The sequence below is a fragment of the Actinotignum schaalii genome, from assembly GCF_028864145.1.
Taxonomy (GTDB): Bacteria; Actinomycetota; Actinomycetes; order Actinomycetales; family Actinomycetaceae; genus Actinotignum; species Actinotignum schaalii_B.
Map to the genome: position 1 here is coordinate 50,986 of NZ_JARBHJ010000002.1, position 12,939 is coordinate 63,924.

The 12,939-nt window shown below is 58.4% G+C and carries 12 protein-coding genes; 3 read left to right on the top strand and 9 right to left on the bottom strand.

The window, feature by feature from the left end; translation table 11 throughout:
- Positions 1–151 precede the first annotated feature (151 nt).
- On the top strand, positions 152–2,311 hold the full coding sequence (locus PWJ82_RS00850) for an AMP-binding protein (RefSeq protein ID WP_274733181.1): 2,160 nt from the start codon (positions 152–154) through the stop codon (positions 2,309–2,311).
- Between the two features lie 110 nt (positions 2,312–2,421).
- On the opposite strand, the gene nrdR is transcribed toward PWJ82_RS00850, so the two are convergent.
- Together nrdR and PWJ82_RS00860 are read right to left on the bottom strand one after the other, a co-directional pair.
- On the bottom strand, positions 2,422–2,925 hold the full coding sequence (gene nrdR, locus PWJ82_RS00855; RefSeq protein ID WP_016442531.1) for a transcriptional regulator NrdR: 504 nt from the start codon (positions 2,923–2,925) through the stop codon (positions 2,422–2,424).
- Between the two features lie 102 nt (positions 2,926–3,027).
- The gene (locus PWJ82_RS00860; protein ID WP_016442530.1) at positions 3,028–3,678 is read right to left on the bottom strand and encodes a LysM peptidoglycan-binding domain-containing protein; all 651 of its coding nucleotides are present in this window, start codon (positions 3,676–3,678) and stop codon (positions 3,028–3,030) included.
- A 183-nt stretch (positions 3,679–3,861) separates the two neighbouring features.
- Here PWJ82_RS00860 and lexA point away from each other — a divergent pair, with 183 nt between their 5' ends.
- A complete protein-coding gene (gene lexA, locus PWJ82_RS00865; protein ID WP_016442529.1) occupies positions 3,862–4,569 on the top strand; it encodes a transcriptional repressor LexA in 708 nt (235 codons plus the stop codon).
- 155 nt (positions 4,570–4,724) lie between these two features.
- Here lexA and PWJ82_RS00870 read toward each other — a convergent pair whose 3' ends face one another.
- The gene (locus PWJ82_RS00870) at positions 4,725–6,665 is read right to left on the bottom strand and encodes an ATP-dependent DNA helicase (protein WP_274733177.1); all 1,941 of its coding nucleotides are present in this window, start codon (positions 6,663–6,665) and stop codon (positions 4,725–4,727) included.
- Entirely contained in the window at positions 6,662–8,191 is a 1,530-nt protein-coding gene (gene hflX, locus PWJ82_RS00875) for a GTPase HflX (RefSeq protein WP_274733175.1), read from the bottom strand. The genes PWJ82_RS00870 and hflX overlap by 4 nt, the downstream gene beginning before the upstream one ends.
- A gap of 107 nt (positions 8,192–8,298) precedes the next feature.
- Between hflX and PWJ82_RS00880 the strand changes: the two genes are divergently transcribed.
- Positions 8,299–8,898: a class I SAM-dependent methyltransferase gene (locus PWJ82_RS00880; RefSeq protein WP_274733173.1), complete on the top strand. Its 600-nt coding sequence runs from the start codon at positions 8,299–8,301 to the stop codon at positions 8,896–8,898.
- A 67-nt stretch (positions 8,899–8,965) separates the two neighbouring features.
- Here PWJ82_RS00880 and miaA read toward each other — a convergent pair whose 3' ends face one another.
- From miaA to PWJ82_RS00905, 5 genes are all read right to left on the bottom strand, one after another.
- Positions 8,966–9,877: a tRNA (adenosine(37)-N6)-dimethylallyltransferase MiaA gene (gene miaA / locus PWJ82_RS00885; protein ID WP_274733172.1), complete on the bottom strand. Its 912-nt coding sequence runs from the start codon at positions 9,875–9,877 to the stop codon at positions 8,966–8,968.
- Complete coding sequence (locus tag PWJ82_RS00890; protein ID WP_274733171.1) at positions 9,874–10,416, bottom strand: regulatory protein RecX; 543 nt, start codon at positions 10,414–10,416, stop codon at positions 9,874–9,876. Before PWJ82_RS00890 ends, miaA begins: the two co-directional genes overlap by 4 nt.
- A gap of 127 nt (positions 10,417–10,543) precedes the next feature.
- A complete protein-coding gene (gene recA, locus PWJ82_RS00895; protein WP_274733170.1) occupies positions 10,544–11,716 on the bottom strand; it encodes a recombinase RecA in 1,173 nt (390 codons plus the stop codon).
- Between the two features lie 304 nt (positions 11,717–12,020).
- Entirely contained in the window at positions 12,021–12,257 is a 237-nt protein-coding gene (locus PWJ82_RS00900; RefSeq protein ID WP_039898314.1) for a DUF3046 domain-containing protein, read from the bottom strand.
- A 181-nt stretch (positions 12,258–12,438) separates the two neighbouring features.
- Entirely contained in the window at positions 12,439–12,819 is a 381-nt protein-coding gene (locus PWJ82_RS00905; protein ID WP_016442521.1) for a helix-turn-helix domain-containing protein, read from the bottom strand.
- Positions 12,820–12,939: the final 120 nt, after the last annotated feature.

Consider the following 12,939-nt stretch of genomic DNA (forward strand, 5'->3'; position numbering starts at 1 on the left):
GAGGGCCGTGGGCTTCGGGCTGTCACGTCGCGGCTTCGCGTGCCGTGGTTACGCATACCGCAGTTACGCGTACCGCAGTTCGCAATTATTACCACTATGATTGATTAGTCAATGCTATGAGGCCGCTGTTCGGGTGGGTGAAGGAGTACGAATGACCGTGAAACCTTGGCTGGATATTTATCCGGAGTGGGCGCCTTCCGATATCACGGTGGACGAGGAAACTTTAGAAGAGTCGCTCCTGCGCGCGGCCGCACGCTATCCCAATCGGGTGGCCTTAGATTTCCTCGGGGCAACAACGAGTTACCGTGAACTTGTTGAGCGGTCCTGCCGTGTTGCCACTCTCCTGCGCAGTTTGGGAGTGCAGCGCGGGGATACCGTTGCCGTGGCCTTGCCAAATTGCCCCCAACATATGTATGCCCTGTGGGGTGCGATCCTGACGGGCGCAACCGTCGCGGAGATGAATCCGCTAGCTCCGCAACCAGAATTGCGCCGCCAAATTGCGATGGTTGATGCGCGAGTTGTTATCGCATGGGAGAAGACCATTGCCACGTTGGCACCAGATCCCCACGACCCGCGCCACTATTTCGCAGTGGACCTCTCCCGAGATTTACCGCTGACCTCTCGGATGCTTCTCAAGCTTCCGGTGGCGCAGGCTCGCACCCAGCGTGCTCGCTTGCGCGGGTGTGTTCCGGCTCACGTGGCGTCTTTTGATCGGGAGTGGCGGAAAGCGGATCCTATGGATCTCGCTACGTTCCGTAAACCGCAGGCGGATGACGTTGCTCTCTATATGTTTACCGGGGGTACTACCGGCAAGCCGAAAGCTGTGATGCTCACGCACCGGAATTTGGTGTCCAACCGCAAGCAGATCATTGCTTGGGTGCCTTTTGAAGCTGATCATCACGAGGTGATTGCTGGGGTACTGCCCCTCTTCCATGCATTCGGCTTTACCCTCATGATGATGTGCGGCCTTGATCTGGCTGCGACCGCTATTTTCTTGCCGAATTTCGATATTCAGTCCTTGCTGGCTGCCCAGAAGCGGCGCCCCATCACCGTGCTACCCGGGGTAACACCCATGTTCTCCCGTATTCTTGCCGAGGTGGAAAAGCGGGAATCCGCCGGGGAAACTATTGATCTGTCCTCGATTCGTTTCGGGGTGTCCGGCGCGATGGCGCTGCCGGAGGAGGTGGCGCACCGCTGGGAAGAACGCACCGGAGGTTTCCTTATTGAGGGGTACGGGATGACGGAATCGTCTCCGGTGGTTTCTGGATCTCCGATGAGCCAGGATCGGCGCCCCTCCACCCTAGGCGTTCCTTTCCCCGGTACCGAGGTACGCATCGCCAATCCCGATAATTTGGCGGAAGATGCCGAGGATGTGGGGGAAATCTTGGTGCGCGGCCCGCAAGTTTTTGCTGGGTACCTGGGTGAAGCAGAGGAAACCGCGCAGGCGTTGTTCGGAGACTGGCTGCGCACCGGTGACTTGGGGCGCTGGGATGGGCCTTTCATCGTTATGGCAGATCGCGCGAAGGAGATGATTAATTCCTCCGGTTTCAATATTTATCCTTCCGAGGTGGAGGATGTCCTGCGAGAAATGCCAGAGATCCGCGACGTGGCAGTTGTGGGGATCCCCGCCGCGGAACGTGGCGAATCCGTGGTAGCAGCTCTCGTTTTAGAGCCGGGATCCACGGTTGATCTGGCGGCGGTGCGCCGCTGGGCCGAAGGCAAGCTTGCGCATTACGCTATGCCCTCGTCCATTGCTCTTTTTGATGCCCTTCCCACCTCCCAGTTAGGGAAGGTAATGCGCCGCTCGGTGCGCGAACAGCTGGATAATTTCGAACTGACGGCCGGGGTGTGGGTGAAAAAAGCCGGCGCAGTTGCCGGAAGCGCCACTGCGGCGGTAGGTGATATGACCCGTGAAACTTTCGAGCGTGTATTGGCCGGGTTGGAGGCCACCTATAATCTGACCGTCGATCAGATTCAAAGCTGGGCCTCCAGCGTCACGAAATCTGCTACGGAAAGTGGCGGTGCGGTACGCCAGTGGGTGGATAAGACTGCCCCCAGCCAGGAAACGATTGCCACTTTCGTGCGTTCTGCCGGGGCTACTTTAGAATCTTTTGCCACCTGGGTAGTACGGTCCAGCCACGACCTAGTTGCAGGTGCCACGCGATCCATGACACCTGCCGTAGGAGATAACGGAACCGGCCGCAATGACCAGACCAATCCTGAGGGAAGCACCGATGGTGCTACTCGCCCAGACATGGAGAACACCGCCGTATCACGAAATAGGGAAAACCCGGAGAACGCTGAGAGTTAGGCCCCTAGCATTGTGTCTCCGCGTGCGGCATCGTTTTCATAACGACGCCGCATAGCACGCTGACCTCCGGCGGTGCACAGCATTCACGCAGTTTTCCGCGTGTTGCTCCCTCAGGACTGAGGTTTCGAGAAATCCGGCGATTCTGATGCAACCGGAACATCCGGATCCTGGCGGAGATCTGCGATGGCCCGCTCGAAATCGTCAATGGAATCGTAATTTGAGTAGACCGATGCGAAGCGAAGGTACGCAACTAGGTCAAGGGCCTTGAGCGGTTCGAGAATAGCGAGGCCTATATCATGCGCATCAATCTGCGAGCTGCCCGAGGAGCGGACTTTTTCTTCCACCTGGGCGCCGAGCAATGCCAGTTGGTCTTCGGTAACCGGACGCCCCTGGCACGCCTTCCCCACCCCGTTAATAATTTTTTGACGTGAGAAAGGTTCGGTAGCACCCGAACGCTTGACGACCACAAGGCTAGCTGTTTCCAGCGTGGAAAAGCGCCGGTGGCAGTTCGGGCATTCACGACGACGGCGAATGGACAGGCCATCATCAGCGGTACGAGAATCAATCACCCGTGAATCAGGGTTGCGACAAAATGGGCAATGCACATTAATCATTCTAAATGGCTCAGCTATAATGCGCCAACCGCATAACTATGGTAGTCCCATAGGTATCACCCGTACCATCCGGGCGGTCTATGCCCAACCGGTACCTCATGACTAATAACCCGGAATCTCAAGCACCTGGCCGGGAACCAGATCATGAGAAACGAGCCCATTGAGATTGACAATATCCGCCACCCCGGTGGAAATATCCGGAACACCCGGGATGCTGGCGGCAATACTCGCCAAGGTATCCCCGCCTTGCACTGTTACGGTTGCCATTCCTGTTTCCAAGAAAGTGGTCCCTACGATCATGGCAAAACTGGCCAGGAGAAGAGTGACAGCAATGGTCAGCGCTACCCGTACACCCATCCGCACGATTCCATCCAACGAAGCTGAAGCGGCGCGCGAAGGTACCGACGCCTGAGCCGCGACCCGAGTAGCAGATGAGGCTTCCCCTCGAGTAGCTATATGACTAGCGGATCGGGCTGCCGCACCCGCCGCCGATCGCACAACCGACCGTGGCGCAACGACCACCGGGCGGCGCACCGCACCCAGAGCCGGAGTGTTCCAGCGCCGGCGTGCGCCAGCTACCCGTAGCGCGGTGACCGAAGCTCCCCCGCGAACATCCCCGTGGCGAACTTCTTCCCCGCACGGCTTACTGTGCACGGCCGCGGACTGCTCACCCACTACCCGCAGTTTCGGGTGCCGCCGGCTGGTGTGAGCACGGCTAGTTTCCCGCGTTATCTCCTGGTATGCGACACTCATTTTTCACTCCTCGAACATTCGTTCGCCGAACATCTGTATGTTAGACTAGTACGACAGCAAGGGTTTGTCTAGAACGTTCGTTCGATTCCGTGTGGTTCGGTTACGCTCCGAACCCCGCCGTCGTAGAACTATTCAAACCCGCCCTTACGACAAAAAATTCGGCACGAACGCTCGGGAGTGCATATGGATCATCCTCAGCTCACGGCTCGCCAGGCAGAGATACTGGACGTTGTGATTGACGGAATCGTCACCCACCGTGTCCCGCCAACGGTGCGGGAAATTGGTGAAGAAGTGGGTATGTCCTCCCCTTCTTCAGTGAAATACCAACTCGATGCACTTGAGGAAAAGGGCTATATCTCCCGCAATCCGCGCCGGCCGCGCATGATTGAGCTCACAGATGCCGGGCTCGCCCACGCACGCCGCTCCCGCGGTGATTCCGAGTGGGGAAGCGGGCTACTTCCGGTGGGCGAACCGGACCGAACCAGCTTAGAATCTGACCTCCCGGTAGATATTAGTGAAGCAATTAATGTGCCAGTTGTCGGGAAGATCGCGGCTGGCGCTCCGATTCTGGCTGAAGAGCTCATCGAAGATGTCTTCCCGTTACCGCGCCAATTGACGGGAACTGGTGAGCTTTTCACCCTGAAAGTCCAGGGCGAATCGATGATTGATGCCGCGATTTGCGATGGGGATTGGGTGGTGGTGCGCCGCCAACCCACCGCTGAAAACGGGGAAATCGTTGCCGCCATGATCGATGGCGAGGCCACGGTAAAAGTTCTCCAACGCCGCGATGGCCACGTTACGCTACTTCCTTGTAACCCCGCCTACTCCCCCATTCCCGCTGATGATAGCGAAGTACTCGGGCGCGTTGTTATGGTACTGCGCACCCTCTAGCCAACCCCGGTTTCGGGGAGCCACCGGAGCACCACGATTGGCAAACCCCGTACCGAGCGAGGGCGCGTCGTCGTACCATAAGCCCGCTGCCCGCTGCCCACCGCCCACTGCCCACTGCCCACTGCCCAAGCTGGGTTACCATCCAGCTAGGAACGCTACTTGACTTGAGCCGCGAGCCGCCCCAGGGCCGCACGCACCACGGCACCGTCGTCCGTTCCCCACATATGTGGAAGGGAGGCACGCAAGAACCCACCATAACGCGCGGTAACAAGCCGCGGATCTAGAATCGCCACCACACCCCGGTCACCCTCACTGCGGATGAGGCGCCCGGCCCCCTGCGCGAGCAATAGAGCAGCATGCGCCGCGGACACTTCCATGAAGCCGTTATATCCGCGCTCGTGAGCCCGGCGTGAACGCGCTTGCACCAGCGCATCATTGGGGCGCGGGAACGGAATCCGGTCAATGGTCACCAAGCGGCACGTCAAACCGGGAACATCCACACCCTGCCACAGCGAAAGCGTCCCAAAAAGCGAAGCGTGGGGATCCGCGGCGAAATCTTTGACGAGGGTGGGCAGCTGGTCTTCGCCCTGCGCCAAAATAGGTACATCGAGGTGATCGCGAGCGAAAGCCGCAGCCTCGTTTGCGGCCTTCCGGGAAGTGAAAAGGCACAGCGCCCCGCCCTCCGAAGCCTCGATCAATTCGACGAGTTCACGCAGAGTTTCCTCCCCGTACCCCTCCTTCCCCGGAACGGGCAGGTGGCGCGCAATATAGAGAATGCCCTGCTGATGGTAGGTGAATGGCGATCCGACGTCGATTCCCCGCCACGGTCCCTGGCTCGGATAAGAAAAACCGATCTGACGCGCGGCCAGCTCAAAACGCCCACCGATGGCGAGCGTTGCGGAAGTAAGGATCGCGGGGCGGGCCTCGAAAAGCGTATCCGCCAACGGCGCGGACACATCGAGAGGCGCCGCGCACAGACTCGAACGCCCCTCCAGATCGCGGGAAAGCCACACGACCAAAGCGCCGGCTGCCACCTCCTCACTCACCATGGCGCTTACCATATCGACGCAGGTAGAGAGCCGATGACGTACCACGGCTTTCGTCGCGGCATCTGATTCGGTACTGCCGGGCAAAGCTGCGACGTCGTTCTCCACCAGCTGCAATTCACGCAACAACAGCATGAGAGCGTCCTGCAGGGGCGCGGGAAGGCACGTGAGGCGCCCTTCCTCCAGTTCATCCATAATGGCGACGACGCCGTCACGGGCCCGTTCGATCCCCTCGGGCAAGATTTTTTCGCGGCGCAGCAAGCGCGCCAATCCCGAGATTTCGCCATGCGAGAGCGCAAACGTGAGTTGGCTCGTGACACGGTCGGCGAGATCATGAGCCTCGTCTACAACGAAAGCATCCACGTCCGGGAGTACCGGGGTGCCAGAGCTATGCACGCCCAGCATGGCGTGGTTCGTGATAACAATATCCGCCTCGGCGGCTTCGGTGCGCGCCCGCACCGGAAAACACACGTCACGCAGCGGGCACTTCACCCCCACACATTCGGGTTTACTCAAGGACACCTGGCGCCAGGCCCGCTCGGATACCCCGGGGACAAGGTCATCACGGTCCCCGGTTTCAGTTTCCGCGGCCCATTCACGCAAGCGCTTGACTTCTTCACCGGTTGCGCTCGCGCCATATTCTCCTTCGGCGCGGCTGACAAGCGCATCATCTTCGGGATAACCGCCGTGGACCTTGCGCAAACACACGTAGTTATTCCAGCCTTTGAGCAGGGCAATATGCGGTTCATGACCGGTTACCGCGCTGACGGCCCGCGCCACACGCGGCGCGTCCTGCCCCACGATTTGGCGCTGCAAAGCAAGGGTCGCGGTGGAGACGGCAGCACGCTGACCGGTCCGCACCGACCATTCCATGAGCGGCACCAGGTAACCAATAGATTTCCCAGTGCCTGTCCCGGCTTGAATCAGCACGTGGGAGGAGTCCTCCAGAGCGGTAGCGGTCTCCTCGACCATACGATTCTGCCCCTCGCGGACCGCTCCCCCGAGATCCGCGACCACCAGCTCGAGGATCTCGGTCAGTTCTTTCCTCATGCCCGCATCCTGCTGGACACCTCTGTTTGGACACCCCAGCGGGTGTCGATCTGCCCAGCAATATTGGCGCGCACCCGGGCGTGGATACGAGTGCCGGTTGGCAGATACTCGAGCTCGTCCAAAAGTTCGCCCTCTTCCAGAATCCGCGAGACGATATCTCCACGCTCGAAAGGAATAATGGCATCAATTTCAATATTGGGGTGGGGCAGTTCTTCTTCGATGCGCGCAAGCAACTCATCGATACCCACCCCGCTATGGGAAGAAACCGCAATAGCGGACGGGTAGCGTGAACGCAATGCGGTCAGATCTACCGGATCAGCAATATCGGCTTTGGAGAGCACAATAATCTCCGGGATATCACGGGCACCGGGCACATCCGCGAGCACGTCATGTACGGCGGTGACCTGGGCGACCGGATCCGCATTGGAGGCATCGACCACGTGGAGGAGGACATCCGCCCCGTCCACTTCCTCAAGGGTGGAGCGGAAAGCTTCGACCAACTGGGTGGGAAGATTACGCACAAATCCCACCGTATCTGAAAGCGTAAATTCGCGCCCTTCCGGGGTAATAGCTTTACGTACAGTCGGGTCAAGAGTGGCGAAGAGGGCATTTTCCACCAGAACATTCGCCCCGGTAAGCCGGTTGAGCAGCGAGGATTTCCCGGCGTTCGTGTAACCAACCACCACCACGGAGGGGATACCGGTACGGCGCCGTTCGGCACGCCGAGTGGAGCGGGCCGGTGCCATCTTTTTGATATCACGCCGGAGTTTTGCCATGCGTTGCCGGATGCGGCGTCGATCTAATTCCAGCTGAGTTTCACCTGGGCCGCGCGATCCGATTCCTGCACCACCGGCCACCTGCCCACCGGCCTGGCGTGACATCGATTCACCCCAACCGCGCAACCGCGGGAGGAGATATTCCAGCTGTGCGAGCTCGACCTGAGCTTTACCTTCCTTCGATTGGGCATGCCGCGCAAAAATGTCAAGGATGAGCGCGGTACGATCAATAACCTTAACGTTGACGATATCTTCGAGGGCACGCCGCTGAGAAGGCGCCAGCTCAGTATCAACAATGACGGTATCAGCTTCTTGAACCTCCACCATCGCGGCGAGTTCTCGGGCTTTTCCCGCCCCGAGGTAGGTAGCACGGTCGGGAAGCGCACGGCGCTGGATAACCCCGGCGAGTACCGTTGAGCCGGCCGTATCAGCTAGTGCCGCGAGTTCACGGAGGGATTCTTCGGCCCGGGGACGGTCATCAGCGAAAACTCCCACAAGGATGACTCGTTCCAGGCGAACCTGACGATATTCGACATCGATGCCTTGTTCGCGTTCGATACCGCGGGCTAGGCCTTCCACTTCCTGAAAGCCGATGTGGTCGCGGTGGATACTGTCCGTACTCGCTTGCCATACGGTATCAGCTTGGAGCACCGTGCCGCGGCGGGTAGAGATATCAACATCACCGACGTGGTGCTCGTGTTCATGTACTTCGTTGCTAATGGCCACGTTCTCCTTCGTATGGACTCTCATTTTCTCACGTTGTGCCGAAGTTTCCTACCGGTAACCTGGCACATATGCGTGTTCTGCGGCGCTTCTTGCGATTTTCTTCCTCTCCGCGGCTCGTTTAAGCTGGTGTTATGACTTCGCACTACTTTTCAGAGCATCCGGATACCGCGAGTAACATCCGCACCATGGAGGTAACGATCCGGGGGCGGGACTATTCCGTTAAGGTCGACGACGGCGTCTTTTCCGGCAACGGCCTCGATAAAGGAACCGCGGTACTCTTACGAAAAGTGCCCGAACCGGAGCTAGAACCAGGTGAAATCGCGGTGGACCTCGGGTGCGGCTGGGGGCCGATCACCTTGGCTTTGGCCGCTGAGACTCCTCGCGTTATCGGGGTGGATGTGAATGAGCGGGCTCGTGAATTGACCCGTGTCAACCTTGAAGCCAATGGCTTGCGTGGCGACGTACTTAGCCCCGACGAGGCCCTGGAGTGTTTGGGAGAGAAATCAATTCGGTTGCTCTGGTCGAATCCTCCTATTCGGATCGGGAAAACTGCCTTGCATGAGTTGCTTGCTACCTGGCTGGATCGCCTGGCTTCAGATGGCGAAGCCTACCTGGTTGTGCAGAAGAATTTGGGTGCGGATTCCCTTGCTGCCTGGATAGCGGGCGAGGGCTATCTGTGCGAGAAGATTGGATCCTCCAAGGGATTCCGGGTTCTGCATGTCCGCCGGTAGTTATGTACGTTGGCCACTAGTTGCGAAGAAGGCACCCCGGTAGTGACAAGGGCACTCCTTGCATTCCTCAGGCAAGATCCTCGAGGATTCTGGAGGCAAGCTGGACCGGGGTATCCGCATCGGCTTCCAGCCACGTTATACGCGGATCGGCGCGGAACCACGAGCGTTGCCTACGCGCAAGCTTCCGGGTGGCGATACGAATTTCTTCCGTCCCTTCGGCGAGGCTGAGGTTGCCGTCCAGGATTGCCATGGCCTGAGGATATCCGGTGGCCCGCGATGCGGTCGGGGCTTCCCGCAAGCCGCGGCGCAACAAGCCCGCTGTTTCTTCGAGGAGTCCTTCCCTCATCATCTCATCCACACGCGCGTTGATCGCGGCGTGAAGACCATTTATTTCGCGATGGATCGCGAAGATATGTACATCCTCATAGTGAGAGGTGTGGCGCGGAAAACGTGGGGTATAGGGTTTACCCGTTAGTCGAATAACTTCCAGAGCTCGAATAACCCGGCGTTCATTACGAGTATCGATGGTGGCATACGCCTCCGGATCACGTTCCTCCAGCTCCCGCAAGAGCCGAGGGTAATTACTGCGGGCTTCTTCCGTAATCACAGCACGTAGCGCGGGATCGGTACCGGGAAACTGCAATTCATCAAGAAGCGCAGATACGTAAAGCCCAGAGCCTCCCACCACCAAGGGGATTTTCCCCGCCGCGGTGATAGTCGCTAGATCCTGCCGAGCGTGCTTTTGGTAGGCCGCAACCGAAGCTTCTTCCGCGATATCCAGCTCATCGATTTGATGATGGTGAATTCCACGCCGCTGCGCGAGTGGAAGCTTAGCGGTACCGATATCCAAGCCGCGATACAGCTGCATAGCATCGGCGGAGATGATCTCCACCTTGGCCGACCCGCCCAAAAATTCTGCGAGTTCCAGCGATACGGATGTTTTTCCGCTTGCGGTGGGCCCCACGACTGCAATAATCACTCTGCCACCGTACCTTCGGCCGCGTAATCGTACCCGTCATCACCCGTTTCTTCCGCGGTGCCTTCGTCTAGGAGAAGCGCCCGGGCTTGACGCAGCGCCTGTGCGCATTGCTCGGCTGTGAAGCCACGCCGAGCGAGCATGGCGTACGTACGCTGGGCTAGCGTTTCCGGTTTCCCGGAGGCGCTACGCAACTTCTTCACGGCTAGCTGCACCGCGGAATCAAGTTCAGCATCGGGACTAATTTCCGCGAGCGTTTCTTCGATGAGATCCGCGGCTACGCCTTTGCGGCGCAACTCAGCTGCAATAGCACGCCGGGAAGCATTTTTATCACGCCGGCGAACCGCAGTGAGGACACGTGCAAACTTGGCATCGTCAATATAGCCGGCAACTTCAAATTCGTGGAGTACCCGTTCAGCTACTACCTCCGGTACCTGGCGGGTGTGGAGCGCCTGGCTGAGCTGATAACGGGAACGATCCATCATGCCGAGCTGGCGATAGACAATATCCCGGGCCCGGTGTAATTGTTCTTCTTCACTCAAGGACTCGAGATCACGCCCCTTCCGAACGCCACGCTGTGAGCGGGCGCCGCGACGCGCGTAGCTAGCAGCGCGCGATCGACCATCGCCTGTATCGGTATCCGAGTAGTGTGCCATCGCGATCACCTACTTAGAAACCAACCGTTTCCGCGGCTTTCTCGGTACTTTTCGCCGATGCGCCTTGCTTAGCGCCGCCAGATCCCGGAGTAGTGCCATCAGCTCCGGTTTTAGCTTCGGCTTCGCGAGTATTAGCTTCTTCCGGGTCCTCGCGCAGGCCGGCCTTGCGGAGAATTTTATCCTCAATTTCATCACGCAAATCCGGATTATCCATAAGGAATTGGCGGGCTTTTTCTTTGCCTTGACCCAATTGATCACTCTCATACGTGAACCAGGCGCCGGCTTTGCGAATAATATTCAACTCCACACCGACATCGAGAAGGCTTCCCTCCCGGGAAATTCCCTCACCGTAGATGAGGTCAAATTCTGCCTGCTTGAAAGGAGGAGCCATCTTGTTCTTGACGATCTTGACGCGGCAACGATTCCCCACCGGCTCGCTACCGTTTTTAAGAGTTTCAATGCGCCGCACGTCCATGCGAACGGAAGCATAGAACTTGAGCGCTTTTCCGCCGGTGGTGGTTTCCGGGTTACCGAACATCACGCCGATTTTTTCACGCAGCTGGTTAATGAAGATGGCGGTGGTTCCCGAGGCAGAGAGTGCACCGGTCATTTTCCGCAGCGCTTGGCTCATGAGGCGTGCCTGCAAGCCGACGTGGGAATCACCCATATCGCCTTCGATTTCCGCCTTGGGAACAAGGGCTGCCACGGAATCGATGACGATGATGTCAATCGCGCCGGAGCGGATGAGCATGTCGGCAATTTCCAAGCCCTGTTCTCCGGTATCCGGCTGGGAGACAATCAGCGAATCCGTATCAACGCCCAGAGCCCGCGCATAGATCGGATCAAGTGCGTGTTCTGCGTCGATAAACGCAGCGATGCCACCATTGCGCTGCGCACTGGCAACAGCATGGAGAGCAACCGTGGTTTTACCCGAAGATTCCGGGCCGTAAATTTCTACCACGCGCCCGCGCGGCAATCCGCCAATACCGAGGGCGATATCCAGAGCGATAGATCCGGTAGGAATGACTTCCACCCGGGGACGGACATGGTCCCCCAGCCGCATAACGGATCCCTTACCGAATTGCTTATCAATTTGCGCCAGAGCGGTATCAATTGCCTGTTTGCGATCATCCGCCATGGGGCGCCCAATCGTTTTGGTGCGGGCACTAGCTTTAGCTGCGGCCATATCCCATCCTTACTCACGTTTCCTACAGATCAGGCCTAGACGAGACACTCCCTCTCCGAGAGGCTCGAGATCACTGTATATCCGGCCTACGACATACTTAGACGCTGCGAAACTCTTGTGGATAACGCTGACGCCTGAGGATCTGTGGATCATTCTAGTACGAACGGTTGTTCGGTACCGCATTGAACAGGTGTGTCACCCACTGCATTCACACCTAGCTCGCGAATGCTTCACGCACATGCTTCTCTAGAAGGGGACGTGTGGGAGTAATCCCCGGCGTTCTTCACCCGTGTTACTCGCACCGCTACTCGTGGGCCGCGAAATCTTCCGGGCTGAGCCGATGGAGGTAGTGGTAGTAATCGGGGAATCCCATCGTATCGCACACGGCATCCCAGATGCGTTGCGGATCTTCCCCAGCTTCAAGGGCTTGGGCTGGGCTCCGATCTCCCAGTGCGGAAAGAACGAGATCTTGGGCTGCACTTCTCCCGCGCCCATGCGGGAAAGCACGATCAATATTGAGCCAGAATTCTGATTCACGCACAGGTACTTTGCATTCCTTTGTTGGTGTGGGGCCGTGGGTAGTGCGCCTGGTGAGAAGCGCTCAACACAGCATAACGGCGCGTATCAAGGGAAAACCAAAGCTATGAAACTAGCTCCGAGGGCCCCGCTTCGCGAGCGGTGCGCCACCTTGACCGCGCCGTTTGCGACGTGGTGTACAGGGATTACTTTGTAGTGGAAAATTCCCCACGCATGAGTTCTGCCGGGCTTTCCGGCACGCGCAGGTGAGCCGGGATGCGACCTTCAACCAGGTCAATCCGATCGGCAACCAAGCGCAGCACGTGACTCATGGGTACGTTAAGCGCCCGGCAAATCGAAGCGAGGAGTTCCGAAGAAGCTTCCTTCTGACCACGTTCAACTTCGGAGAGATATCCGAGAGATACACGTGCATCGGAGGAAACTTCCCGCAGGGTACGCCCTTGCCGTTGCCGGTAAGCCCGCAAAACCTCGCCAATCTCTTCGCGAAGGAGAGCGGGTTGGCGCTGTTCAGGACGCACTACGAAATCATTCTTCCGGGTTACGCCGGTACGGGTATCAATTGTCATCACTAACCTCAACGCCTACTTCCTGTTTTTATTCCCCACAGAGCGAAACATCTTCATCGCCTCCGGTGCCAGGCTCGTGGCACGAGGCCATCAAAAGGTTCCACAAATATTAAGCCAGGT